Below are 24,857 nucleotides of genomic sequence, written 5' to 3'. Positions count from 1 at the left end.
AATGCCGGATCGCCATCAGGGCGATCCGGCATTGTCGTCCTGGTGAGGTGCGGCCACTCGTACAGGTGATGGTGATCGATGGTGCGCGCGGTCGGGGAACGTGTCGTCTAGGTTCACAGGCATGGCGCGTTTTCGGATGTATCCGACGGGCGAGCAGAAGCGGCAGATGCTGCTGCACTGCGCGCACGCGAGATATGTCTGGAACCTCGCGGTCGAGCAGCAAGCGCATTGGAAGCCCGGCCGCAAGCCCGCGCCCGGGTTCGCCGAGCAGTGCCGCCAGCTCACCGAGGCTCGACGGGAGAACGAGTGGCTGGCCGCCGGGAACGCTGATGTGCAGCAGCAGGCGCTCAAGGACTTCGCCACGGCCAGGGTCGCACGGTTCACCTCGGGGTTCGGCGAGCCGAACTGGCGCAAGAAATATCGGCACGAGGGCTTCCGCGTCATCGGCACCGAACGAGTGCCCGAATACCACGAGAACGGCTCGGCGAAGCTGAATGCGAAGACCGGCAGGCAGGTCTTGGGCCGGTCGGTGGTGCTGCAACGGCTGAACCGGCGGTGGGCGCAGGTGAAGGTGCCCGGTTGCGGCTGGGTTCGTTTCCGGCTCAGCGCCAGCGGCAAGGGCGCCCGGCTCCCCACGGCGAAGACGTTCCGGGTCACCTACCGCAACAACCAGTGGCACATCGCGTTCGCCGTTGTTCCCGAGCCGATCTCCGCGCCAGGCACAGCGGAGATCATCGGCATCGACCGGGGTGTGATCATCACTGCCGCCCTCTCCGACGGCCGGAAACTGAACTGCCCCCAGCTCACCACCAGGGAACGCGCCCAGATCCGCAGACACCAGCGGCGAGCAGCCCGGGCCCCCAGGGACAGCGAGCGCAAAGCGACCGAGTACGCCAAGGCCGCCCGGCTCAAAGCTCGCGAGGCGAACCGGCGCAAGGACTGGTGTGAGAAAACCTCTACGATGCTCGCCCGCACCTACGACCTAGTGCGGTTCGAGAAGCTGAACATCAAGAACATGACCCGTTCGGCCAAGGGGACGGCCGAGCGGCCCGGCACGAGGGTCCGGCAGAAGGCCGGGCTGAACCGGTCGATCCTCGCCCAGGGCTGGGGCCTGCTGCGCCGACGGACCGAGGACAAGGCGCCCGGCCGGGTCGAGGACGTCCCGGCTCCTTTTACGTCTCTGCGGTGCAGCGCCTGCGGATGGATCGACAAGAACTCGCGCAAGAGCCAAGCCGAGTTCGTCTGCTCCTTCTGCGGCTTCACCTGCAACGCCGACGAGAACGCAGCGAACAACGTCGCGGCAGGACAGGGCGGGATCCCCCGCCCCCGGCGATCAGCCGGTGCCGGAGGGGTGACAGCGGCCACCAGCCGTTCGAACACCCGTGAACCTCAACCCGCACGGGTTGGAATCTCCCTCTTTTGAGAGGGAGAGGATGTCAACTCTACGCGGTGGTCTCGGAACTGACCGCCGTGCCGACCGGCACCCCCTTCACCGTGCCCCGGTCCTGTTCGCGAAGCTCACGGACGAGGACCTGGAGACGTACAAGACCCGCTTCGGCGGCGAGACCGCCGCGTAGGCACGCCGCACGCACCACCCGCGACCCACCACCGAAGGGCCGGCAGGAGGACCCCCTCCCGCCGGCCCTTCGGTATACGTGAGGTAAATCCCAGACAAGAGACCGATCAGTCTCTTACTTCTCCTTCACTATGCATTTACCTCCGGGATAGTGTGCCGTTCGTGAAACGAATCCTGATCCGCTCCGGGAAGAGCCCGTTCCGTGTCGCCACTCCGGCGGAGTTCATCCACCAGGACCTGATCGGGACCAACACCGGGAACCTGATCTTCAGCGACTCGGCGCACAAGATGCTGACCACCCCGGACACCGAGGTGACGTCCAACGGCATCCGCACCGACCCCTCCGCCCGCCGCGCCGCGGAGATCAACGAGCAGTACGACGTGTTCGTCGTCCCGCTCGCCAACGCCTTCCGCCCCACCTTCCAGGCCTCCCTGGACCGGCTGACCACGCTGATCGAGCAGCTCACCATCCCGGTCGTGGTGTTCGGTGTCGGCGCCCAGGCCCCCGCGGACTACGACACCGCGTGGCTGAACCCGATGGCGGACTCGGTCCGCCGCTTCGCCCGCGCGGTCCTGGACCGCTCCGCCTCCATCGGCGTACGCGGCGAGCTGACCTCGGACTACCTCAAGGGCCTCGGCTTCCACGACGTCGACATCATCGGCTGCCCGTCGATGTTCCTGTACGGCGACACCTTCCCGGAGATCCGGGCCACGGAGCTGACCGCCGGCTCACGCATCGCCCTGAACCTCTCCCCGGACGCGATACCCGTCGGCGACATATCGGGCATCGCCCGGCACGCCTGGGAGCGCTACCCCCACCTCACCTACTACGCGCAGAACACCGTCGACGCGGAACTGCTGCTGTGGGGCGACACCTCCCCGGAGTCCGGGCACACCGACCCCTTCCCGCTCCAGCTCAGCCACGCCCTGCTCCAGGAGAACAAGGTCCGCATGCCGCTGGACCCGGCCACCTGGATCGACGAACTGCGCGGCTACGACTTCGCGTACGGCACCCGGATCCACGGCAACGTCGCCGCCCTGCTGGCCGGAACCCCGAGCGTCGTCCTCACCCACGACTCGCGCACCCTCGAACTGTGCCGCTACTTCGACATCCCGCACCGTTCGCTCACCGAACTGGACGCCGGCACCGACCCTCGTGACCTGTACGAGGACGCCGACTTCTCCGCCATGATCAAGGGACACGGTGAGCGCTTCGAGCGCATCATCGCCTTCCTCGACCGCAACGACCTGCAGAACACCTACACCCACGGCGACGGCGGCGCCGCCTTCGACGCCCGGCTGGCCGCCCTCGACCTGCCCGCGTCGATGCCGGTCTGGGACGGCGGCGACGACGGCCAGATGCGCTACCGGTTCAGCCGGCTCCGCGAGCGGATCACCGCGGCGGACGCCAAGGCCGCCCGGCACGCCAAGGAGAACAAGGAGCTGCGCACCCGGCTGACCACCGCCGAGAAGCGCGCCACCGAGACGACCCGCCAGCTCGACGCCCTCCGCAAGGAACTCAAGGCCGCCACCAAACAGCTGTCCGTGGTGGAGCGCCGCGTCACCGGCATCGACAAACGCCTCCTGGTCCGCCTGGGCCCGGCCCTGCGCCGCCGCGTCCGCCGCTCGAAGCCCGCGACCCCGCAGAGCTGAGCCCCGGCACCAGCTCCCACCGGGGCCACGGTGATCGTGGCCCCGGTGCAGCAGACGGCGGCCGGTGCGGGGGTCAGCTCGCGGTCAGCACCCCCGCCCCCGCCGTCTTCGCCAGCTCGGCCGGCAGGTTCTTCGCGCTGCTCTCCAGGCCCGCCGTCAGGGTCGGCGTCCAGTTCACCGTCGTCTTGATCTTCTTGGAGTTCGCGGCGTTGTAGGCGGCGACGAGGTCGGTCGTCGTGCCGTTGACGAGGTTGCCGCTGCCGGCGACCGAGCCGGTGCCGTCGCCGCTGAGCAGCTTGGAGACCTTGACGGAGCCGGGCACGGTCCAGAAGTTGTTCTGGGCCACGACCTGGGCCCTGGCGCGCGAGTTGATGCTGTACTGCAGGGTGTAGCCGTTGAGCGGCGTGACGGCGTAGACGTTGTTGTAGAGGTGCACCTGGCCGACGCGGGTCAGCGGGGCGCGCTGGACGACGCCCTTCCAGACGTTGTGGTGGAGGGTGACGCGCAGCTTGCCGCTCGGCTCGCTGTCGCTGCTGCCGATCAGCATCGTCTTGTCGTGGCTGGTGAACTGGTTGTGCTCGACGGTCACCAGGTCCGAGCTCTTGGTGATGTCGAGTTCGCCGTCGTGGACCTGGTACTCACGGCCGTAGTACTTCGGGTTGAGGCTGTCGAAGTGGCCCGCGTCGGTGAACGTGTTGTGGTCCGCCCACACGTGCGTGGCCCCGCGCAGCGTCACCGCGTCGTACTCGGAGTTCCAGTTGCCGCTGTCGCCGTCGGTCGGGTCCCACTGCGGGAAGCAGTCCTCGGTGTCGGAGAACGTCAGGTTGCGGACGATGACGTTGTCGACCTTCTGGATCTGGAGCATGCCGCCGGTGATGCCGGCCTTGGTGCCGGGGACGCCGACGATCGTGGTGTTGGCGGGCACCTTGAAGACGATGTTCGCTGCCTGCTTCTTCTGTGCGGCGGCGCGGGCCGACTCCTGGGCGCCGGAGGGCAGCTTGGAGCGGCCGTAGGTCGACGGGTCGAACGCCTTCAGATAGGCGCTCAGCGAGTACCCTGTGCCCGCCGCGTAGCCGGCGCAGGTCAGCTTCTTGCCGGAGTCGTCGGTGTTGGCGTCGATGGTGCCCTTGATCTTGACGATGCGGGGCGTGGTGTCGCTCGCCGAACCGAGCGCCTTCACCAGCTGGGCGCGGGTGGAGACGGTGAAGGTGTGCGCGGAGTCGGCCTTCGCCCCACCGGTCGTACCGGAACCGGACGACGCCCAGCCGTCCTTGGCGGCGAGCGTCTGGTGGTACAGGTCCACGGCCGACGTGGCGTTCGCGCTCAGCACGAGCGCACCGGCACCGACCCCGGCGGCCACGACGGCTGCGGAGACGACCAGGGCACGGCGCTTACGGAGAGACCGACGGTGAGAGGCAGAGGCCACGGGGGAGTCCTTACGTACGTCCGAAGTGCTGGGGAGGGCCCGCCGGGGGGCGGGCTTCACTCCTCTGTGGTCACGGAGATCGAAAAAGTTGCCGTCACCTTCTGCCGGACCGGGCGGAAAGACGTGAATTTTTTGGAGGAGCGGCGGCCCCGTACCTGCATGCTCACAACACATCCGTATGGTTTCGCCATGGCAATCCCCGAGCTCATCCCGATCGCCTACGAGCCCCACGGCCGTACCGAGGCCATCGGTCACTACACCGGCGGCCAGTTCCTGGCGTCGGTCACCTACGCGTTCCCCGAGGGCTTCCGGCTCGACGAGGGCTGGGAGGAGCAGAAACGGCTCTACGCGGTGCTGCATCTCTTCGACGCCGAGGGCAACTACCGCGACTCGCAGATCTGGTGCGCGGGCAGCTGGGCCGAGCAGCAACTCGATCCGGACGGCACCGGTTCGGTGCTGGCGCGGGCCCGCGCACACCTGGCCGGCATGCTGCGCAGCCTCCCGCGGCGGACCTACAAGGACATCGCGATACGCCCGTTCCAACTCAGGGTGGACGGCGTGTTCTTCGGGCTGGTGGCGAAGGACGACGAGGACGGCGGGTGGGCCGAGCTCTACCCGGACCACCTGGGCTTCGGCGACCCCTGGGACGGCCGGTACGACACCTGACCGGTATGGCCACGCCCAACTGCTGGTAAAGTCCGTGCACTTGCGCCAGGGCGGGGGGAGCGAGCGGGGTGGGATGCGCGTGCGCCCCCTGCCGATGGGGCAGTCGGTGAATCCACAGGGGGGTCACTCATGCGCAGATGGGGTGCGGCCGCGTTCGTGGCCGCCGCTCTGGTCGGCGGCGTCCTGCTGCCGGCCGTCCCGGCCGCCGCCGTACACGGCGCCGTGCCCGGCGACTTCAACGGCGACGGCTACCGCGACGCGGTCCTGCCCGCGCCGGGCGCGAACGTGTCCGGCAAGGAGGGCGCGGGCGCGGTCGTCGTGCTGTACGGCTCCGCCTCCGGGCTGTCGACGAGCCGCCGTAAGACCATCACCCAGAACACCGCCGGCGTGCCGGGCGTCAGCGAGGCCGGCGACGGCTTCGGGTCCGCCACCGCCACCGCCGACCTGAACCGGGACGGCTACGCCGACCTGGTGGTCGGAACGCCGTACGAGGACACCTCCAAGGGCACCGAATCCGGCGCGGTGACCGTGCTCTGGGGCAGCAGGAGCGGCCTGACGAGCGGCACGGACCTGCCGTCGCCGTACTCCTCCCCGTCGCACTACGGCGAGGACGTCGCCGCGCTCGGCCTCGGTGCCGGGTCGAAGACGCGGGTGGCGGCTGCCGGAGGGGACGGGACCGTGACCTTCGGCGGACCGTTCAGCCGGACGGGAACGTTCGGCTCCGCCGTCCACAACGACGACACGGCGTCCCCTCTCTCCGTCGCGCTCGGCGATTTCAACGGCGACGGCGTGCCCGACCCGGCCTCGTCCACCGACCGGCTCAGCGGCCTGAGCGGCGGCGAGATCTACACGACCGCCGCCTACGGCGACGCGCTCAAGGGCAACGGCCTGATCACGGCCTCCGGCGACATCAACGGCGACGGATACGCCGACCTCGTGGCCGGCGACCCGGACGAGCCGGAAAGGGCGGGCGTGGACGGGGCGACGGGCGGCCGCGTCCTCGTCTGGTACGGCTCCGCCACGGGTGTCTCGCCGGCCACGACGCCCGTGCAGATCACGCAGAACACGGCCGGCGTGCCCGGCGCGAGCGAGAAGGACGACACCTTCGGCGCGTCGCTGGCGGTGGCCGACCTCAACCGGGACGGCCTCGCGGACATCGTGATCGGATCGCCGTTCGAGAGCCTGGCCAGGAGCCGGGCGGGTCAGGTGACCGTGGTCCCCGGCCGCCGCAGCGGCGCCCTCGGTACCGGCTCCTACTCCTTCTCCCAGGACACCGCGGGCGTCCCCGGTGCCTCCGAGACCGACGATTTCTTCGGTACGACGGTCTCGGTCGGGGACATCGACAAGGACGGCAGGCCGGAGCTGTTCGTCGGCGCGGCGGGCGAGAACAACTCCACCGGGGCCGTCTGGGTCTTCCCCGGCGGCTCCACCCGGCCGACGGCCTCCGGCAGCCGCGTCATCACCGCACCCGCGGTCGGCCTCACGCAGACATCGTTCCCCACCCTGCTGGGCGGCGACGGACTGCTCCCGGTGATCTGAACGCACCGCACCCACCGAAGCGCCCGGGGCTTCGCACCTGAGCCCCGGGCGCCCGCGTAACGGATTGTCAGCCGTTGTTCGTCTCGTCCGGTTCGACGCCCAGCGTCAGATGGCCGCGGACACCCCGGGCGATATGGTGGCGGTCGTACTTGAGGTACAGCAGGCCGCCCTCGTGCCCGTTGTCCGGGTAGATGGTGTCCTCGTCGAGGGTGGTGCGGGTGGTGGTGTTGCTCGCGTACGGCTCCACCGCGTCCGACAGGAGCACCGACTTCTCGTCGAAGAACAGCTGGCCCGTGTGGCAGGTGTGGCCGCCCTCGTACCCGGCGTCCGTCCACTCGCCGTCCACATGCACCTTGACGTGGATGTGGACGCACCTGCCCTGGTACCAGCCGGGGAAGACGGTCTTGAAGGTGACCTGCCCGTGCCGGTCGGTGTGCCAGGTGCCCCGCAGGTAGCGGGTGTCGTCGGTCGGCTCCTGGTGGCCGCCGCCACCGCCGGGCGGGGGCCCGGTGGGGGTGCCGGTGGGCGCGTCGGTCGGTGCGTCGGTCGGCGGGGTGCCGCCACCGCCGCCACCGCTGCCCATCTCCTCGTACCCCGAGTAGATGCCCGACGCGTTGCAGTGCCAGATGTCCACGGCCGCGTTCCGCAGCGGTTTGCAGGTCTCCGCGTCGATCACCCTGAGGGTGAGGTGCAGGGGGATGCCCTCCTGGTCCTCGGTGACGTCCTGGCGGAGCTTGTCGGCGTCGATGTAGTACGGGCCCTCGACGAGTTCCGAGGTCAGCGTGTAGCAGGCGCCCTCCGAGGCAGAGGCGGAGGCCGCGGCTCCGGTGCCGGTGTCCGCGGCGGTGCCGTCGGTCGCCGCGAAGGCACTGCCGACGCCCACCGCGGTCACTGCCGCACTGCCCGCCGCCAGGACCGTACGGCGGGCCAACTTCCTTCTTTCTTCGGGGGATTGATCGTCCGTGGGGGTGTGGGTGTCTGTCATGGTCAGGGACCGTAGACAAGGCTGACCGGGCGCGAACATCGGAGAGAGCTGTGAATGCGTGGTGCACAGGCGAAAGGCTCGAAACCGACGCCGGCTTCGAGCCTTTCCTTCCGCTGTGCTGGTTCTGCGTGCCTGTGTGCCTTACTTCGGCTGCGGCTTCCGGATGGAGATGTTCAGCTCGCGCAGGCGGGTCTCCTCCAGCTCCGTCGGGGCGCCCATCATCAGGTCCTGGGCGTTGCCGTTGAGCGGGAAGGCGATGGTCTCGCGGATGTTGGGCTCGTCGGCGAGGAGCATGACGATGCGGTCCACGCCCGGGGCGATGCCGCCGTGCGGCGGGGCGCCGAAGCGGAAGGCCCGGAGCATGCCGGCGAACTCGCGCTCGACGGTCTCCTCGTCGTAGCCCGCGATGCCGAAGGCCTTGAGCATGATGTCGGGCTCGTGGTTCCGGATGGCGCCGGAGGACAGCTCGACACCGTTGCAGACGATGTCGTACTGCCAGGCGAGGATGTCCAGCGGGTCCTGGTTCTCCAGGGCCTCCATCCCGCCCTGGGGCATGGAGAACGGGTTGTGCGAGAAGTCGATCTTCCCGGTCTCCTCGTCCTTCTCGAACATCGGGAAGTCGACGATCCAGCAGAACCGGAAGACGTCCTCCTCGAAGTGCCCGGCGCGCCGGGCGGCCTCGACCCGGACCGCGCCCATGATCTTGGAGACCTCGTCGAACTCGCCCGCGCCGAAGAAGACGGCGTGCCCGGCGGCCAGCTGGAGCCGCTTGGTGAGCTCGGCGACGTTGTCCTCGGTGAGGAACTTGGCGATCGGGCCGGTCAGCGAGCCGTCCTCGCCGACGCGCACCCAGGCCAGGCCCTTGGCGCCCTGCGAGACGGCGTAGTCGCCGAGCTGGTCGAAGAACTTGCGGGGCTGGTCCTGGACCGCCGGGACCGGCAGCGCGCGCACGTGCTTGCCGGCGAAGGCCTTGAACTCCGAGCCCTCGAAGATGTCGGTGATGTCGACGAGCTCCAGCTGGGCGCGGAGGTCCGGCTTGTCGGAGCCGTACTTCAGCATCGCCTCGCGGAACGGGATCCGCGGGAACGGCGAGGTGACGTGGCGGCCGTTGCCGAACTCCTCGAAGAGCTCCGTCATCAGCTGCTCGATCGGGCGGAAGACGTCCTCCTGCTCGACGAAGCTCATCTCGACGTCGAGCTGGTAGAACTCGCCCGGCGAGCGGTCGGCGCGGGCGTCCTCGTCGCGGAAGCAGGGCGCGATCTGGAAGTAGCGGTCGAAGCCGGAGATCATCAGCAGCTGCTTGAACTGCTGCGGGGCCTGCGGCAGGGCGTAGAACTTGCCCGGGTTCAGGCGGGAGGGCACCACGAAGTCACGCGCGCCCTCGGGGGAGGTCGCGGTGAGGATCGGGGTGGCCATCTCGTTGAAGCCGAGGGCGACCATCTTGTGGCGGATGGCGGAGATCACGGCCGTGCGCAGCATGATGTTGCGGTGCATGCGCTCGCGGCGCAGGTCCAGGAAGCGGTACTCCAGGCGCCGCTCCTCGTTGACCCCGTCCTCGGTGTTGATCGTGAACGGCAGCGGGGCGGCCGCGCCGAGCAGCTCGACCTCGCCGACCTCGACCTCGACCTCGCCGGTGGGCAGGTCGGCGTTGATGTTCTCGGTTCCACGTGAAACAACGCGGCCGTCGACGCGGACCGTGGACTCCTTGGAGAGCTTGTCCAGGGCCTCGTACGCGGCGGTGCCAGGACGGGCGACGAGCTGCGTGATGCCGTAGTGGTCGCGCAGATCGATGAAGAGGATGCCGCCCAGGTCGCGCCGATTGTGCAGCCAGCCGCTCAGCCGGACGTCGGTGCCGACGTCAGAGGCGCGGAGCTGGCCGCAGGTGTGGGACCTGTACCGATGCATCGTCGGATGTTCCTCTTCTTCGTGGTCTGCCGAGGTGCTCTCCTCGACCGGCACCGGGCCATGGTGCCCGGACCCATCAAGGGTACCGGGCACCCCAAGATCGCCTCCCCACCATTAATGCGGTCCAGAAACAGTGGCACTCTGCGATCTCATCTTCTTAAAGTGGGGCAATGCGAACTGGCGAGCCCCTGCCCGCCGTGGAGGACGTCCTCGCCGCCCTCGCGACCGGGCTGTGGCACTGGGACACCGCCACCGGGCTGGTCACCGCGGACGCGGAGGCGGCCCGGCTGATCGGGCTGCCGGCCGAACCGTCCGTCCTGTCGGAGGCCCTGGTCCGGTCCCGTTTCCACCCCGTGGACTGGAACGAGAACACGAGCATCACCCGGCTGGCCGCGGTCGAGGGCACCCTCGGGGAGGTCCGGCTGCGGGTCATGGACGAGCGGGGCCGGCTGATCCGGACCGTGCGCAGCCGTTTTCGACCGGTGTACGACTCCGAGGAGCGCGTGTACCGGGTGACCGGCACCATCCAGGAGGTCTCCGAACCGTCCCCCGGCACCGCGGTGCAGCATCCGGTGACCGGCGACTGGCGGCGCTCCCGGGAGGCGTTCCTGCTGGACGCGGGCCGGGCGCTGGCCGAGGCGCGGTCCACGGAGGAGGTGCTGCGGGTCGCCGCGGGCCTGTCGATGCCCGGCTTCTCCCCGGACGGGCTGGTCCTCTTCGGGGTCAAGGGCGACCGGCTGATGATGATCGGCCACCACGGCCAGGACATCGACGAGGACAGCCCCTTCAGCAACATGCCGCTGGACACGGACTACCCGGCCGCCGAGGTGGTACGGACCGGCCGGGCCGTCTACCTCTCCTCCGCCGAGCAGTACAGGTCCCGCTACCCGGTGACCTGGCCGCTGGCCGAGCGCTTCGGGCGGCAGTCCTGGGCCTTCCTGCCGCTGACGGTGGCCGGGCGGACCATGGGCGCCTGGATGGCGGGCTTCACCCACCCGGTGTCGTTCACCCCCGACGAGCGGTCCGTGCTCACCACGGTGGCCCGGATGCTGGCGCAGGCCCTGTCCCGGGCCGGGATCGCCGACTCGGAGCGGGAGCTGACCGACGGCCTGCAGCGCTCCATGCTCCCGACGCTCGGCCCCGAGATACCCGGCCTGGACACCGCCGCCCGCTACATACCGACCGGCGGCGGGCTCCAGGTGGGCGGCGACTGGTACGACATGATCCCGCTGCCGTCCGGCCGGCACGCCCTGGTCATCGGCGACGTCCAGGGCCATGACGTGCGCGCCGCGGGCCTGATGGGCCAGCTGCGGATCGCGCTGCGCGCCTACGCCTCCGAGGGCCACCGCCCGGACGCGGTGCTCTCCCGGGCCTCCCGTTTCCTGCACGGGATCACCTACGCCGAGGACGACGCCGACCTCCGCTTCGCGACCTGCCTGTACGTCGAGGCGGATCCGGCGACCGGGGTGCTGGAGATCGCCCGTGCGGGCCATCTCGACCCGACGATCCGGATGGCCGACGGCACGGTGCTGCGGCGGCCGACGGCGGGCGGGCTGCCGCTCGGCATCGACCCGGACGCCGACTACCCGACGACGCGGTTCGCCCTCGAACCCGGCGAGACCATGATGATCTGCACCGACGGTCTGATCGAGACCGGCGGCCACGACATGGAGAGCGGCTGGCAGCGGATCCGGACGATCATGGAGGAGCACGGCGACGGCGACCTGGAGAAACTGGCCGACGGCCTGGTCCAGGCCGTGCACGGGCCCTCCTCGCACCACACCACCGGGCCGCTGGCCGACCGCCGCGAGGACGACATCGCGGTCCTGCTGCTGTCCCGGCCTGGCACCGGCCGCGGCGAGGAGCCCCTGGCGGTACGGCCGCGGATCCGCCGCACCCTGCTGTCGGTGGCCCAGGACGAGCCCGAGCGGGTCGCCGAGGCCCGCCAGCACGTGCGCGAGCTGCTGCACGACTGGGGTTCGCCGGACCAGGTCGACTCGGCGGTGCTGCTGGTCTCCGAGATGCTCACGAACGTCCTCGTGCACACCGACGCGGACGCGCTGCTGCTCGCCGAGGTCTCCGGCCGGGCCCCCGAACGGCGGCTGCGGGTCGAGGTCACGGACGTGGGCGACGACCTCCCGCACAAGCGGCGCCCCGGCGAACTGGCCTCGTCCGGCCGCGGCCTGGTCCTGATCGAGATCCTGGCGGACGCCTGGGGCGTCGACCCGCGCGGGCAGGGCAAGAGCATCTGGTTCGAGCTGTACGAGTCCGGCAAGGAGGCCGGCGGGTCCTAGCGGGTGGCGTACCGGGCGTGCAGTTCGTGTACGACCCCGAAGACGGCCGCCGTGAGCGGTACGGCCAGCAGCATGCCCAGGATCCCGGCGACGGAGGCTCCGGCCGTGATGGTCAGCATCACCACCGCCGGATGCATCTGCACGGTCCGGCTCTGGATCATGGGCTGCAGCACGTGCCCCTCCAGCACCTGCACGGCGAGTACGACGCCCAGCGCCCACAGCGCGATGACGAAGCCGCGGTCGGCGAGGGCGACCAGGACGGCGACGGCGCCGGAGATGAAGGCGCCGAGGTAGGGGATGTAGGCGCCGACGAGGACGAGCGCGCCGAGCCCGACGGCCCCCGGTACGCGCAGGACCAGCAGGCCGACGGTGATGCAGACGGCGTCGATGAACGCGATGACGGTGGTGCCGCGCATGAACCCCTCGATGCCCTCGAAGGCCCTGCGGGCCATGGCCTCGACCATGTCGGCGCTGGAGCCGGGTGCGACGGCCCGGATGGTGGCGACGACCCGGTCCGAGTCGCGCAGGAAGAAGAAGACGAGCAGCAGCGCGAGGACGGCCATGGCGATGCCCTCGCCGACCACGCTGACACCGCTGATGACGTTGGAGGCGGCGGTCCCGCCGAACTTGGCGAGCAGGTCCCTGGCGCTGCCGGCCAGGTCGCCGATCGAGGTCCCGGCGGCTCCGAAGTGCTGGGCCAGGGACTTCGCGGCCTGTTTGAGGGAGGCGACGATCTGGTCGCCGGTGTCGACGAGGGCCGCGACGACGATGTAGACGGCACCGCCGGCGACGGCGACGACCGCGACGCAGGTGAGTCCGGCGGCGAGGGAGCGGTGTACGCCGACCCGTACGAGCCGCCGGTGCAGCGGGCCGAGCAGCGCGGTGCCGAGCAGGGCGAGCAGGACCGGGGTCACCGCGGTGCGGAACTCGGCGCAGAGCCGGATGCCGACGTAGCCGACCCCGGCGGCCAGCAGCAGCACGGCACACCACGCGGCGAAACGGCGCACGGGCTCGGGCAACAGGTGCACGAGTCCTAGCGGACCATACGAGGCCGGCGGATGCCCCGCCGTACACCCCCTGCCGAGTGAACCGGCCCCGCGCTTCCCGTACCAGGGGGCTCCGCCCCCTGGACCCCCGAAACCTTCGCCCACCCACCACCCGACTCGGCCGACGAAAAGGCGAGGCCGAAGGCGGGAAGGCGACTCGGTCGATGAAAAGGCGAGGTCGGAGGCGGGAAGGCGACTCGGCCGATGAAAAGGCGAGGCCGAAGGCGGGAAGGCGACTCGGCCGATGGAGAGGCGAGGTCGGAGGCGGGAAGGCGACTCGGCCGATGGAGAGGCGAGGTCGGAGGCGGGAAGGCGACTCGGTCGATGGAGAGGCGAGGTCGGAGGCGGGAAGGCGACTCGGTCGATGGAGAGGCGAGGTCGAGTCGGTGGTGGACGCCGAGAGGCCCGGCGCGGGATGGCGCCGGGCCTCTCTGGGGGCTGTGTCGGTTATGCCTGCGGGCCGGTCTCCGTCATGCCGTGCACGGCCGGGATCGTGCCCAGGCGGCCCTTCTGGAAGTCCTCGAAGGCCTGCATGAGCTCGTCCTTGGTGTTCATGACGAAGGGGCCGTAGTGGGCCATCGGCTCACGGATCGGCTCTCCGCCGAGCAGGACGACCTCGAGGTCCGGCGTGTGCGAGTCCTGCTTCTCGTCCGCGCGGACGGTGAGGGAGGAGCCCGCGCCGAAGACGGCCGTCTGGCCCAGGTGGATCGGACGGCGCTCCGCGCCCACCGAACCCTTGCCGGCCAGCACGTACGCCAGCCCGTTGAAGTCCTCGCGCCAGGGCAGCGTGACCTCGGCGCCCGGGGCGACGGTCGCGTGGATCATCGTGATCGGGGTGTGGGTGATGCCGGGGCCGGCGTGGCCGTCCAGCTCACCCGCGATGACGCGCAGCAGCGCACCGCCGTCGGGAGTCGTCAGCAGCTGCACCTGGCCGCCGCGGATGTCCTGGTACCTCGGCGCCATCATCTTGTCCTTGGCCGGGAGGTTCACCCACAGCTGGAGGCCGTGGAAGAGACCGCCCGAGACGACGAGGGACTCCGGCGGGGCCTCGATGTGGAGGAGGCCGGAGCCGGCCGTCATCCACTGGGTGTCGCCGTTGGTGATGGTGCCGCCGCCGCCCTGGCTGTCCTGGTGGTCGAAGATGCCGTCGATGATGTAGGTGACGGTCTCGAAGCCGCGGTGCGGGTGCCAGGGGGTGCCCTTGGGCTCGCCCGGCGCGTACTCCACCTCACCCATCTGGTCCATCATGATGAACGGGTCGAGGTGGCGGTAGTTGATCCCCGCGAACGCCCGGCGCACCGGGAAACCCTCGCCCTCGAAACCGCTCGGCGCGGTCGTGACGGTGAGCACGGGACGGGCCACGGCGTCGGCCGGTGCGGCCACCCGAGGCAGGGTGAGCGGGTTCTCGACGGTCACTGCAGGCATGTTGGCTCCTCCTTGTGCGCCCAGTTTAGTTGAGCGTTGAACTTTCTGCCACCCCTAACGACGAAGGCCCGGAGGGCATTCCCTCCGGGCCCGGTCGTCCCCCGTTCGGTGGATCAGTTGCTGAAGTAGAGGTAGTTCCACGCGCCGTAGGTCGTGGAGTTCACGGTGTCGCCGGACGAGCCGTTGACGTACACCGACCGCATCCGCGCCCGGATGCCGGACTCACCGGGAGCGTCGAGCTGCACGGACGTCTTGCCGTTCGTGCCGAGCCCGAAGTACTCGGAGTCCGTCGCGTACCACTTGCCCTGGTAGTAGACCTCCAGGTCCAGGCGGTGCTCACGGCCCGGGTAGTAGGTCATGGTCGTGTTGAACACCGGGCTGGTGTTCTTGTGGAACCAGCGGTACGACGTCGAACCGATCTTCGCCGTCTTGTAGTACCTCGACAGCGAGGTGGAGATCTTGACCCGCGCGTACGCCGTGACCTTCGCGGTCTTCGGCGCGTAGCGGGCGTCCCCGTCGAAGACCGCGGAGACGGCCGTGTCGCGGGTCATGTCCACCCAGGCGGCGATGTTCCCGTGGGAGTCCACCTTGCCGGTCTTGATCAGCTTCTTGCCCTTGTCACTGCCGAAGGGGTCCGCGTAGATCTTGACCGAGCGGTTCTTGTACGTCGTCCCGAGGTGCGCGGTGAACTTCACGTCGGCGCCGTAGTTGTACAGCTTGCCGTTGTTGTTCAGGCTCAGGCTCGTGCCCGCACGGGAGACCGAGACCTTGTCGGAGGCGGTGGCCGCGGTGTGGTCGGCGTCGCCCGCGTAGGTCACCTTGTAGGTGACCGTGCCGCCGGCCGGCGGGGTGTCGGCGAAGGAGTAGGTACCGTCCGACTTCACCGTGACGGCCGGCAGCGCCTTCCCGCTGGGGCTCTCGAGGTCGGTGCGGGTGACGGAGAGCTTGGCGCCGGCGGGCAGCGCGACCGTCGCCGAGAGCTTGCCGGTGACGGTGAGCTTCTTGGCGCGGGGCGCCGAGCTCGGGGCGTTGACCGTGAGCGTCGGCACGTTGAGCGTCGGCTGGGTCAGGACCTTGAGCGTGAAGGTGCCGCCGTTCGACGCCAGCGCGAAGATCCGCGAGGAGTCCGGCGCCCAGCGCAGGTTGCCGGTGGCGTAGTCGGTCGAGGTGCCGAGGCTGTAGGTGCGCAGCGGCTTGGTGGCGTCGGGCCGGTACACGGCGACCTTGCCGGCGTTGAACTGGGCGACCAGCCCGTTCGGCGCGATGTCGGCACCCCACGCTCCGGGGTAGGAGCCGGCCTTGCTGAACTTGCCGTCCGCCCACGCGTCCCGGTCGGTGCCGTTGACCAGCACCTGGTCGGCGCCGGGGACGAGGTCGATGTCCCCGATGCCGTCGTTCAGGGTGTAGTCGCCGAAGTACCAGGCGGTGGCCTTGGGGGCGCCGTCCGAGACGTCGAGGACGGCCATGGAGTCGGTGGAGATGCCGGTCTGGCCGACGGCCAGCACGCCCGGCCGGTTCGGGTCGGTGTCCAGCAGCGCCTGGCCCCAGAGGCCCACCGAGGTGCCCTCGGTCGGGAACTGCGCCATCGCCACCGGGTCGGCCCCGCCCGCCGGGTCCACCGACGGGTCGATGGAGCCGATGTCGCCGTCCCACTGGTCGCCGTACGAGAACCACGCCTTGCCACCGGTGAAGGCCAGGTGGCGGGGGCCGGTGTCGGTCGGGATGCTGTACGTCGTCTTCACGTCCAGCGTGGCCGGGTCGAGGGCGAGGATCTGGTGGGTGTTGGGCAGGGCCGCGTACAGGGTGCTGCCGTCGTCCGACAGGGCCAGGTCGCTGACGCTGCCGAGGCCGGCGTCCGAGTCGACGAGGGTGCCGTTGTAGTCGGAGGCGAGGATCCGGCCGTTCGCCGCGTCGCCGACGAACACCCGCTGGAGCGGGCCGTCCACGACGAAGCCGCCGATGTTGGTGACGGTGGTGCCGGCAGCCGAGGCGGTCCCCGCCGCCACGACGCTCAGCGCCGCCGAGCTGAAGACGACCGCGAGCGCCGTCGCGACCGAAGTGCTGCGCATGCGCACAGTGATGAAACCCCCAGTGAGAACCCGGGTTCGCCGGGTGGATGAGAGCGCCGCGCGGCACCCGGACACGACCGCAGAAGAGCGGTTGCGTGCGGGGCGCGGCTGCCAGGGGAAGCCTATGGCATGGCTGTGACAACCGGGGGTGAGTTTTCAGCGGGCAGCGCCCCAAAGGGGCGCTGGGGGTACCCCCGGCCGAAGGCTGGGGGAGGAACTGCGCGACCAACCACGACGGCGCCGCAGACGGCAATCGGCAGACCGCAGATCGCGGCACTCCCAGCGAAGCGCTACCCGTACATCCGCCGCATCGCGAACTCCACCATCTGCTCGACCGCCTTCGCGTCGAAGACCATCCGGTGTTCGCCCTCCATGTCCAGGACGAAGCCGTAGCCGGTCGGGAGGAGGTCGATGACCTCCGCGCCGGTGATCACGAAGTACTTGGACTCCTTGCCCGCGTACCGGCGCAGCTCCTTCAGCGAGGTGAACATCGGGATCACCGGCTGCTGGGTGTTGTGCAGGGCCAGGAACCCGGGGTTGTCGCCGCGCGGGCAGTACACCTTGGACGTGGCGAAGACCTGCTGGAAGTCCTCGGCGGTCAGCTGACCGGTGGTGAAGGCGCGCACCGCGTCCGCGAGCGAGGGCGGGGACGGCTCGGGGTAGAGCGGCGGCTGCTGGCCGTACCCCCCGAGGCCGCCTGCCATCTGCTGCTGCGACGAGGCGTACTGCTGCTGAGCGGCCCCACCGTCCATGGGCTGGCCGTATCCATACATGCGCGCAAGCCTACCGAGACACGCGGTGTCCGCGAGAAGGTAGACCCTTCTCACACTTAACCCGAGGGGGGTTGCGTCTTATTACCGACGGGTAGCATCATCGGAGCTACTCGTTGGTATGTGAAAGCTTGCGCGAGGATTCAGTGCCTCGCCGATCCGGATACGGAGCAGTCACCATGGGGCACTACAAGTCCAACCTCCGCGACATCGAATTCAACCTGTTCGAAGTGCTCGGGCGCGACAAGCTGTACGGCACCGGCCCGTTCGCCGAGATGGACACCGACACCGCGAAGAGCGTCCTGGAGGAGCTGACCCGGCTCGCCGAGAACGAGCTGGCGGAGTCCTTCGCCGACGCCGACCGCAACCCCCCGGTCTTCGACCCGGAGACCAACACCGCGCCGGTCCCGGCGTCCTTCAAGAAGAGCTACAAGGCCTTCATGGACTCGGAGTACTGGCGCCTGGGCCTGCCCGAGGAGATCGGCGGTACGACCGCCCCCCCGTCGCTGATCTGGTCCTACGCGGAGCTGGTCCTCGGCGCCAACCCGGCCGTGTGGATGTACTCCTCCGGCCCGGCGTTCGCCCGCATCCTCTTCGAGGAGGGCACCGAGGAGCAGAAGAAGTGGGCGCAGATCGCCGTGGACCGGACCTGGGGTTCGACCATGGTGCTCACCGAGCCCGACGCGGGTTCGGACGTCGGCGCCGGCCGTACCAAGGCGGTCCAGCAGGAGGACGGCTCCTGGCACATCGAGGGCGTGAAGCGCTTCATCACCTCCGGTGAGCACGACATGGAGGAGAACATCCTCCACTACGTCCTCGCCCGCCCCGAGGGCGCCGGCCCCGGCACCAAGGGCCTGTCCCTCTTCCTCGTCCCGAAGTACCTCTTCGACTTCGAGACCGGCGAGCTGGGCGAGCGCAACGGCGTCTACGCGACGAACGTCGAGCACAAGATGGGCCTGAAGGCCTCCAACACCTGCGAGATGACCTTCGGCGACCGCCACCCGGCCAAGGGCTGGCTGATCGGCGACAAGCACGAGGGCATCCGCCAGATGTTCCGGATCATCGAGTTCGCCCGGATGATGGTCGGCACGAAGGCCATCTCGACGCTGTCCACCGGCTACCTGAACGCCCTGGAGTACGCCAAGGAGCGCGTCCAGGGTCCGGACCTCGCGAACTTCATGGACAAGACCGCGCCCAAGGTCACCATCACCCACCACCCCGACGTCCGCCGCTCGCTGATCACGCAGAAGGCGTACGCCGAGGGCATGCGCGCGCTCGTCCTCTACACCGCCTCGATCCAGGACGCGATCGCCGTCAAGGAGGCGAACGGCGAGGACCCGAAGGCCGAGCACGCGCTCAACGACCTGCTCCTGCCGATCGTCAAGGGCTACGGCTCCGAGAAGGGCTACGAGCAGCTCGCCCAGTCGCTGCAGACCTTCGGCGGCTCCGGCTTCCTGCAGGAGTACCCGATCGAGCAGTACATCCGCGACGCCAAGATCGACACCCTGTACGAGGGCACCACGGCGATCCAGGGCCAGGACTTCTTCTTCCGGAAGATCGTCCGCAACCAGGGCGCGGCCCTGAACTCCCTCGCCGAGGACATCAAGAAGTTCCTGGCGCTGGGGACGGGCGGCGAGGAGCTGGCGGGCGCCCGCGAGCACCTCGCGAAGGCGGCCGTCGAGCTGGAGGCGATCGTCGGCCTGATGCTGACCGACCTCGCGGCCACCGAGCAGGACGTCAAGAACATCTACAAGGTGGGCCTCAACACCTCCCGCCTGCTGCTCGCCTCGGGTGACGTGATCGTCGGCTACCTGCTGCTCAAGGGCGCCGCGGTCGCCGCCGAGAAGCTGGAGACGGCGTCGAACAAGGACAAGGCGTTCTACACCGGCAAGATCGCGGCAGCGAAGTTCTTCGCGGCCAACGTGCTGCCGGGCGTCACGCTGGCCCGCAAGGTCGCGGCCGGCGTCGACCTCGACCTGATGGAGCTGGACGAAGCCGCATTCTGACCGTTCTGTCCGACCGAGTCCGCCGCGGTGGCCCGCTCCTTCACAGGGGAGCGGGCCACCGTACGTCGTTAAGGTGAAGCACATGAGCGAACCCTCCCGCTTCGATCGCGGTCACACCGACGACCTGATGTCCTTCCTCGCAGCCGGTCCCACGCCGTACCACGCCGTGGCGAACGCCGGCGCACGACTGGAGAAGGCCGGTTTCCGGCAGGTCGCCGAGACGGACACCTGGGACGGCACCGCCGGTGGCAGGTACGTGCTGCGCGGCGGCGCGATCATCGCCTGGTACGTCCCGGAGGGCGCCGCGCCGCACACGCCGTTCCGGATCGTCGGCGCCCACACCGACTCCCCGAACCTGCGGGTCAAGCCCCGTCCGGACACCGGGGCGCACGGCTTCCGCCAGGTCGCCGTGGAGATCTACGGCGGACCGCTCATGAACTCCTGGCTCGACCGGGACCTGGGCCTGGCCGGCCGGCTCAGCCTGCGCGACGGCTCCACCCGCCTCGTCGACGTGGACCGGCCGCTGCTGCGGGTGCCCCAACTCGCCATCCACCTGGACCGTTCGGTCGGCAGCGAGGGCCTCAAGCTCGACAAGCAGCGCCACCTCCAGCCCATCTGGGGCCTCGGCGACGACGTCCGCGACGGCGACCTGATCGCCTTCCTGGAGCAGGAGTCGGGCCTGCCGGCCGGCTCGGTCACCGGCTGGGACCTGATGACCTACACCGTCGAACCACCCGCCTACCTGGGCCGCGACCAGGAGCTGATGGCCGGTCCCCGGCTGGACAACCTGCTCTCCGTGCACGCGGGTACCGCGGCGCTGGCGGCCGTGGCGGCGGCCGGCGCCGAACTGCCCTGCATCCCCGTCCTCGCCGCCTTCGACCACGAGGAGACCGGCTCCCAGTCCGACACCGGCGCGGACGGCCCGCTGCTCGGCAGCGTGCTGGAGCGCTCGGTGCTGGCGCGCGGCGGCTCGTACGAGGACCGGGCGAGAGCTCTGGCGGCCACCGTCTGTCTCTCCTCCGACATGGGCCACGCCGTCCACCCCAACTACGCCGAGCGCCACGACCCGACGCACCACCCCCGGGCCAACGGCGGCCCCATCCTCAAGGTCAACGTCAACAACCGCTACGCCACGGACGGTTCGGGCCGCGCGGTCTTCGCCGCCGCCTGCGAGAAGGCCGGGGTCCCCTTCCAGACCTTCGTCTCCAACAACTCGATGCCCTGCGGCACCACGATCGGCCCGATCACCGCGGCCCGGCACGGTATCCAGACCGTCGACATCGGCTCGGCGATCCTCTCCATGCACAGCGCCCGCGAACTGTGCGGCGCCGACGACCCGTTCCTGCTGGCGAACGCGCTGGTGGCGTTCCTGGAGGGGTAGTTGCACATGGCCCGCCCGCCCCTGGGTACCCGGTGTGAACCGGAACCACCGAACCTGAAGGGGAGGCAACACTCATGGGGCTCGGCGGGTGCATCATCCTCATCGCCGTGGGGGCCATCCTCACGTTCGCGACCGACTGGCACATGAACGGCGTCAACCTCGACGTCGTCGGCCTGATCCTGATGGCCGTCGGCATCATCGGCGTCGCCACGTTCAGCAGCATCGCCAGCCGCCGGCGGGTCATGGTGCCGCCGACGACGACGGTGGTCGAGGAGGAACGGCATCATCACCACCGTGACGGATACGGAGACGGATACGGCGTGTAACGGACAGAGCCACACCCACAGGGTCATCACAGGCAACCGTGAGCAATCCGTTACAGCTTTCAACTACCGAAGTTGTACGGATTTCGTGAAGACTTTCGATCACTGACGGGTCCGGAGCATCGGCTTCCGGATCCACCGAGGTCTTCACGACAGGGGGTACCGAGCCGTGCGCCGTCACGCCACGCGCCGTGCCCACGCCGCGCCCGAGGAGCCGGGCGACAGACCAAGACTCGCCGTCCTGATCCCGGCGCACAACGAGCAGAAACGTATCGCCGACGCGGTCGACGGCCTCTGGGAGCAGACCCGGCGCCCCGACCTGGTCGTCGTCGTCACCGACAACTGCACCGACGACACGGCCGGCGTCGCCACCGCCCACGGCGCCCAGGTCTTCCCCACCCAGGGCAACACCCACAAGAAGGCCGGTGCCCTCAACCAGGCCATCGCGTGGGTGCTGCCGCACCTGGACGACCGGGACCTGCTGCTCGTCCAGGACGCCGACACCGTCCTCAACCCCTGGTTCGTCGAGACCGCGCTGGCCACCTTCAACCGCAAGGTCGGCGCGGTCGGCGGCGTGTTCTACGGCGAGGACGGCGGCGGCCTCCTCGGCCTGCTGCAGCGCATGGAGTTCCACCGCTACGCCTGGGAACTGGAGCGCACCGGCGGCAAGGCCCAGGTCCTCACCGGCACCGGCACGATGTTCCGCGCCCGCGTGCTGCGCGAGGTCCGCGCGGCCCGCCGCGCCGGCGAGCTCGGCGGCGGCACCGGCTACTACAGCCTCGCCTCGCTCACCGAGGACGACGAGATGACCAAGGCCGTCAAGACCCTCGGCTACCGGGCCATGTCCCCGGCGGGCTGCGCGGTCACCACCGAGGTCATGCCGACGCTCCCCAAACTCTGGCACCAGCGGCTTCGCTGGCAGCGCGGCGCGCTGGAGAACCTCCGCGACTACGGCTGGACCCGGGTCACCGCCCGCTACTTCATGCAGCAGTTCCTGATGGGCTTCGGCGCGCTCTCCTTCCTGGTCTACCTGGCCTACATGGCCGCGTACACCTCGCTGTACGGCTGGCCGGGCCTGTCGCCGTTCTGGACGGCGATCGGCCTGATCTTCGTCGTCGAGAAGACCGTCTCGGTACGGCGAGCGGGGCCGAAGGCGGTCCTGGTCGCCGCGCTGATGGTCCCGGAGATGCTCTACGACCTCTTCCAGCACGCCGTCTACTTCACCTCGCTGTGGGGGCTGGTGCGCCGCAGCGAGGAGAAGTGGGTGGCGACGTGAGATTCCCTCAACCCTCTTAGGAGAAAAGCGATGTACGGCAGAGTGATCGGCGCGGGCACGGCCGGTGCGGGCGGGGCGACCCTGGCCGCCACCGGGCTCTGGATCAACAGCATGGCGATGGTGGTGGCGGCCACGACGCTGGTGGCGGCCGGGGTGGCGGTGTTCAAGCTGGTTCCGCGGAGGCGCTAGCCGGTTGTGTGCCCCCCGCTGCGGGTGCGTGGGGGCTGGTCGCGCAGTTCCTCCCCAGCCTCCGGCCGGGGGTACCCCCAGCGCCCCTTCCGGTCGGCTACTGCTGATCCATTCCTGCAAGGACCAAGGGCAGACGGTCGACCCCACCCTCCGCGATCCGCACCGGCACCCCCCAGTCCTGCTGGTGCACATGGCAGGCCGGGTACTGGTTGGCCTCGTCGTCGTCGCAGGACGCGGCCATCGCCGAGACGTGCAGGACGCCCTCCTCGATTGCCGGGTTCAGGTCCAGCTCCCTCGACAGCTCGGTGTCGGCGCCCTCGCCCTTGAGCAGCAGCTCGGGCGGGGTCGACGACACGAGCAGGCGGGTCGACGGGCCGTACCTCGTGTCGAGTTTCTGGCCCGCCGGGGCCTGGAAGACCACGTCGAGCCGGAGCCTGCCCGGAGCGACCTCGGTCGCCGCGCGCTGGGTGCGGTGGGCGACCGACTCCACCCGGACCGCCTCCTCGGGCAGCCGCAGCCGGGTCAGCCGGTGCCGGGCCGACTCGACCACCACGATCTCGTCGCCGGCCAGCACCGCGTCGCTGGGCTCCCGCAGGTCCGTCGCCAGCGTGGTGACCTCGCCGGTCGCCGGGTCGTAGCGGCGCAGCGCGTGGTTGTAGGTGTCGGAGACCGCGACCGAGCCGTCGGGCAGGGCCGTGACGCCCAGCGGGTGCTGGAGGAGGGCCTGCCCGGCGGCGCCGTCCCGGTGGCCGAAGTCGAAGAGGCCGGTGCCGACGGCCGTGTGGACGCGCCCCTCCGGGTCGACCCAGCGCAGGGCGCTCGTCTCGGAGTCGGCGAGCCAGAGACGGTCGGCGGTGGCCGCGAGGCCGGACGGCTGCGCGAACCAGGCCTCGGCCGCCGGCCCGTCGACCAGTCCCTCGTTGGTGGTGCCGGCGGCCACGGCGACCGTCCGGCTCTCCGGGTCGTAGGTCCACAGCTGGTGCACGCCCGCCATGGCGATCCAGACCCGGCCGCCGAAGACGGCCACGTCCCAGGGGGAGGACAGGTCGATCTCGCGGGCCGGCCCGGAGGTCGGGGAGCCCTGCCACCACTGCCGGCCGGTGCCGGCGAGGGTGGTCACCGCACCGGTGGCCAGGTCGAGGCGGCGCAGGGCGTGGTTGACGGTGTCGGCGACGACCACCGAGCCGTCTTCGAGGAGCGCGAGGCCCTGAGGCTCGTTGAAGGCGGCGGTGTCCGCCGTGCCGTCGGTGAAACCGCGCGTACCGGAGCCGATCCGCCGTACGACCGTCTCCGCGTCCTCGGCCAGCTCCACCAGCTGGTGCCGGGTGGTGTCGCTGACCAGGAAGTTCCCCGAGGACAGCAGCAGGGCCTTGCCGGGGAAGCGCAGGGCGGTCGGCTCGGGCTCCGGCGGCACGTACGGCCCGTCGCCGCGCCGCAGGGTGCCCTTCGCCTCGTGCTCCGCCTCCAGCTCCTCGACCAGCCGCGCGATGGCATGCGCGTGGCCCTCGCCGGCGTGCTGGGCGACGACGTACCCCTCCGGGTCGATCACGACCAGCGTCGGCCAGGCCCGCACCGCGTACTGCTTCCAGGTGGCGAGCTCCGGGTCGTCCAGCACCGGGTGCTCGACGCCGTACCGCTCCACCGCGTCGACGACCGCACGGTGCTCCGCCTCGTGCACGAACTTCGGCGAGTGCACCCCGATGATCACTACCGTGTCCCGGTGCTGCTCCTCCAGCTCACGCAGCTCGTCCAGGACGTGCAGGCAGTTCACGCAACAAAATGTCCAAAAATCAACAATTACGATCCGCCCGCGTAGCTCGGCGAGGCTGAGCTGCTTGTCACCCGTGTTGATCCAGCCGCCCTTGCCGATCAGCTCGGGGGCGCGGACGCGTACGCGTTTTGCCATGGTTCAAGCCAACCACACGCGCGCGTGGCGCTATTCCTCACCGATGTCGACCGCCCAGACGATCCGGAGCCGCTTTGCGGGATCGAACCGACGCCCTCGGCCAGGAGCCCTGGTAACCCAGACTCGCTCCACGGCCGCATACAGGAGGGCCCGTCTTTGCCTGATGTCGCTCCTCTGCCAACGGACCGCCAGGGCTGGATTCCGGTCCAGGAAGGCGGAGACCACAGCCTCCGACACCGCAGCGGAGCAGCCCGGTCAGCAGGTGAGCTGGATCACGGACGGGCCGTTTGGTGCCGTCGCCTCGAAGCCGGGTCCTGGACTCCAGTTCCGCGATGATCAGTCGCTGCTCTTCCACAGTGACGATCCCCTCTCCGACAACCACGGAGCTTCCCGTCTCCGGGTCCAGGTACGGATGAACGACA

19 protein-coding genes are annotated in these 24,857 nt (G+C 69.9%); 11 read left to right on the top strand and 8 right to left on the bottom strand.

Features of this window, described 5'->3' with window-relative positions; genetic code table 11:
* Positions 1-121 precede the first annotated feature (121 nt).
* From ACZ4UV_RS26480 to ACZ4UV_RS26470, 3 genes are all read left to right on the top strand, one after another.
* Positions 122-1,423 (top strand): RNA-guided endonuclease InsQ/TnpB family protein, encoded by a 1,302-nt coding sequence (locus ACZ4UV_RS26480; protein WP_467841129.1) that lies wholly within the window; start codon positions 122-124, stop codon positions 1,421-1,423.
* Positions 1,424-1,433: 10 nt separating this feature from the next.
* On the top strand, positions 1,434-1,577 hold the full coding sequence (locus ACZ4UV_RS26475; protein ID WP_451017776.1) for a hypothetical protein: 144 nt from the start codon (positions 1,434-1,436) through the stop codon (positions 1,575-1,577).
* 161 nt (positions 1,578-1,738) lie between these two features.
* Positions 1,739-3,229: a polysaccharide pyruvyl transferase family protein gene (locus ACZ4UV_RS26470; RefSeq protein WP_467841126.1), complete on the top strand. Its 1,491-nt coding sequence runs from the start codon at positions 1,739-1,741 to the stop codon at positions 3,227-3,229.
* 73 nt (positions 3,230-3,302) lie between these two features.
* On the opposite strand, the gene ACZ4UV_RS26465 is transcribed toward ACZ4UV_RS26470, so the two are convergent.
* Positions 3,303-4,655 carry a pectate lyase family protein gene (locus tag ACZ4UV_RS26465; RefSeq protein WP_467841123.1) on the bottom strand — a complete coding sequence of 451 codons (1,353 nt, stop codon included), beginning with the start codon at positions 4,653-4,655 and terminating at the stop codon, positions 3,303-3,305.
* 189 nt (positions 4,656-4,844) lie between these two features.
* Here ACZ4UV_RS26465 and ACZ4UV_RS26460 point away from each other — a divergent pair, with 189 nt between their 5' ends.
* Positions 4,845-5,321: a hypothetical protein gene (locus ACZ4UV_RS26460; protein ID WP_451017759.1), complete on the top strand. Its 477-nt coding sequence runs from the start codon at positions 4,845-4,847 to the stop codon at positions 5,319-5,321.
* Positions 5,322-5,450: 129 nt separating this feature from the next.
* Positions 5,451-6,860, top strand: coding sequence for a VCBS repeat-containing protein (locus tag ACZ4UV_RS26455; protein ID WP_451017760.1), 1,410 nt, complete (start codon positions 5,451-5,453; stop codon positions 6,858-6,860).
* Positions 6,861-6,927: 67 nt separating this feature from the next.
* Here ACZ4UV_RS26455 and ACZ4UV_RS26450 read toward each other — a convergent pair whose 3' ends face one another.
* Complete coding sequence (locus ACZ4UV_RS26450; protein ID WP_467841118.1) at positions 6,928-7,845, bottom strand: intradiol ring-cleavage dioxygenase; 918 nt, start codon at positions 7,843-7,845, stop codon at positions 6,928-6,930.
* Between the two features lie 141 nt (positions 7,846-7,986).
* Positions 7,987-9,750, bottom strand: a complete 1,764-nt coding sequence (aspS, locus tag ACZ4UV_RS26445; RefSeq protein ID WP_451017762.1) for an aspartate--tRNA ligase — start codon at positions 9,748-9,750, stop codon at positions 7,987-7,989.
* Positions 9,751-9,920: 170 nt separating this feature from the next.
* Between aspS and ACZ4UV_RS26440 the strand changes: the two genes are divergently transcribed.
* A complete protein-coding gene (locus tag ACZ4UV_RS26440; RefSeq protein ID WP_451017763.1) occupies positions 9,921-12,044 on the top strand; it encodes a SpoIIE family protein phosphatase in 2,124 nt (707 codons plus the stop codon).
* On the opposite strand, the gene ACZ4UV_RS26435 is transcribed toward ACZ4UV_RS26440, so the two are convergent.
* The 4 genes from ACZ4UV_RS26435 to ACZ4UV_RS26420 form a co-directional block, all read right to left on the bottom strand.
* Entirely contained in the window at positions 12,041-13,072 is a 1,032-nt protein-coding gene (locus ACZ4UV_RS26435; RefSeq protein ID WP_467841114.1) for an AI-2E family transporter, read from the bottom strand. The genes ACZ4UV_RS26440 and ACZ4UV_RS26435 overlap by 4 nt on opposite strands.
* Before the next feature lie 465 nt (positions 13,073-13,537).
* Positions 13,538-14,515 carry a pirin family protein gene (locus ACZ4UV_RS26430; protein WP_390045623.1) on the bottom strand — a complete coding sequence of 326 codons (978 nt, stop codon included), beginning with the start codon at positions 14,513-14,515 and terminating at the stop codon, positions 13,538-13,540.
* A 113-nt stretch (positions 14,516-14,628) separates the two neighbouring features.
* Entirely contained in the window at positions 14,629-16,584 is a 1,956-nt protein-coding gene (locus tag ACZ4UV_RS26425; protein ID WP_451017765.1) for an NHL repeat-containing protein, read from the bottom strand.
* Positions 16,585-16,874: 290 nt separating this feature from the next.
* Positions 16,875-17,357 carry an SseB family protein gene (locus ACZ4UV_RS26420; protein ID WP_351486434.1) on the bottom strand — a complete coding sequence of 161 codons (483 nt, stop codon included), beginning with the start codon at positions 17,355-17,357 and terminating at the stop codon, positions 16,875-16,877.
* 176 nt (positions 17,358-17,533) lie between these two features.
* Here ACZ4UV_RS26420 and ACZ4UV_RS26415 point away from each other — a divergent pair, with 176 nt between their 5' ends.
* From ACZ4UV_RS26415 to ACZ4UV_RS26395, 5 genes are all read left to right on the top strand, one after another.
* A complete protein-coding gene (locus ACZ4UV_RS26415; RefSeq protein WP_451017766.1) occupies positions 17,534-19,360 on the top strand; it encodes an acyl-CoA dehydrogenase in 1,827 nt (608 codons plus the stop codon).
* A gap of 82 nt (positions 19,361-19,442) precedes the next feature.
* Positions 19,443-20,741: a M18 family aminopeptidase gene (locus ACZ4UV_RS26410; protein ID WP_467841108.1), complete on the top strand. Its 1,299-nt coding sequence runs from the start codon at positions 19,443-19,445 to the stop codon at positions 20,739-20,741.
* Positions 20,742-20,815: 74 nt separating this feature from the next.
* A complete protein-coding gene (locus ACZ4UV_RS26405; protein ID WP_294008175.1) occupies positions 20,816-21,067 on the top strand; it encodes a DUF6458 family protein in 252 nt (83 codons plus the stop codon).
* Between the two features lie 166 nt (positions 21,068-21,233).
* Positions 21,234-22,340 carry a glycosyltransferase family 2 protein gene (locus tag ACZ4UV_RS26400; RefSeq protein ID WP_451017769.1) on the top strand — a complete coding sequence of 369 codons (1,107 nt, stop codon included), beginning with the start codon at positions 21,234-21,236 and terminating at the stop codon, positions 22,338-22,340.
* Positions 22,341-22,370: 30 nt separating this feature from the next.
* Positions 22,371-22,529, top strand: coding sequence for a hypothetical protein (locus tag ACZ4UV_RS26395; RefSeq protein ID WP_294008171.1), 159 nt, complete (start codon positions 22,371-22,373; stop codon positions 22,527-22,529).
* 97 nt (positions 22,530-22,626) lie between these two features.
* Here ACZ4UV_RS26395 and ACZ4UV_RS26390 read toward each other — a convergent pair whose 3' ends face one another.
* Complete coding sequence (locus ACZ4UV_RS26390; RefSeq protein ID WP_467841104.1) at positions 22,627-24,435, bottom strand: NHL domain-containing thioredoxin family protein; 1,809 nt, start codon at positions 24,433-24,435, stop codon at positions 22,627-22,629.
* Positions 24,436-24,857: the final 422 nt, after the last annotated feature.

Source organism: Streptomyces sp. NPDC028289, assembly GCF_055565975.1.
The sequence above is the reverse complement of the archived record's forward strand: the minus strand, read 5'-3'. Positions and strand labels throughout refer to the sequence as shown.

What these genes read in the sequence shown, in the direction of transcription:
- ACZ4UV_RS26430 (WP_390045623.1), bottom strand. Translation starts at nt 14,515, where the DNA reads ATGCCTGCAGTGACCGTCGAGAACCCGCTCACCCTGCCTCGGGTGGCC.
- ACZ4UV_RS26475 (WP_451017776.1), top strand. Translation starts at nt 1,434, where the DNA reads ATGTCAACTCTACGCGGTGGTCTCGGAACTGACCGCCGTGCCGACCGG.
- ACZ4UV_RS26460 (WP_451017759.1), top strand. Translation starts at nt 4,845, where the DNA reads ATGGCAATCCCCGAGCTCATCCCGATCGCCTACGAGCCCCACGGCCGT.
- ACZ4UV_RS26405 (WP_294008175.1), top strand. Translation starts at nt 20,816, where the DNA reads ATGGGGCTCGGCGGGTGCATCATCCTCATCGCCGTGGGGGCCATCCTC.
- ACZ4UV_RS26440 (WP_451017763.1), top strand. Translation starts at nt 9,921, where the DNA reads ATGCGAACTGGCGAGCCCCTGCCCGCCGTGGAGGACGTCCTCGCCGCC.
- ACZ4UV_RS26415 (WP_451017766.1), top strand. Translation starts at nt 17,534, where the DNA reads ATGGGGCACTACAAGTCCAACCTCCGCGACATCGAATTCAACCTGTTC.
- ACZ4UV_RS26395 (WP_294008171.1), top strand. Translation starts at nt 22,371, where the DNA reads ATGTACGGCAGAGTGATCGGCGCGGGCACGGCCGGTGCGGGCGGGGCG.
- ACZ4UV_RS26425 (WP_451017765.1), bottom strand. Translation starts at nt 16,584, where the DNA reads ATGCGCAGCACTTCGGTCGCGACGGCGCTCGCGGTCGTCTTCAGCTCG.
- ACZ4UV_RS26455 (WP_451017760.1), top strand. Translation starts at nt 5,451, where the DNA reads ATGCGCAGATGGGGTGCGGCCGCGTTCGTGGCCGCCGCTCTGGTCGGC.
- ACZ4UV_RS26480 (WP_467841129.1), top strand. Translation starts at nt 122, where the DNA reads ATGGCGCGTTTTCGGATGTATCCGACGGGCGAGCAGAAGCGGCAGATG.
- ACZ4UV_RS26420 (WP_351486434.1), bottom strand. Translation starts at nt 17,357, where the DNA reads ATGTATGGATACGGCCAGCCCATGGACGGTGGGGCCGCTCAGCAGCAG.
- ACZ4UV_RS26390 (WP_467841104.1), bottom strand. Translation starts at nt 24,435, where the DNA reads ATGGCAAAACGCGTACGCGTCCGCGCCCCCGAGCTGATCGGCAAGGGC.
- ACZ4UV_RS26410 (WP_467841108.1), top strand. Translation starts at nt 19,443, where the DNA reads ATGAGCGAACCCTCCCGCTTCGATCGCGGTCACACCGACGACCTGATG.
- ACZ4UV_RS26450 (WP_467841118.1), bottom strand. Translation starts at nt 7,845, where the DNA reads ATGACAGACACCCACACCCCCACGGACGATCAATCCCCCGAAGAAAGA.
- aspS (WP_451017762.1), bottom strand. Translation starts at nt 9,750, where the DNA reads ATGCATCGGTACAGGTCCCACACCTGCGGCCAGCTCCGCGCCTCTGAC.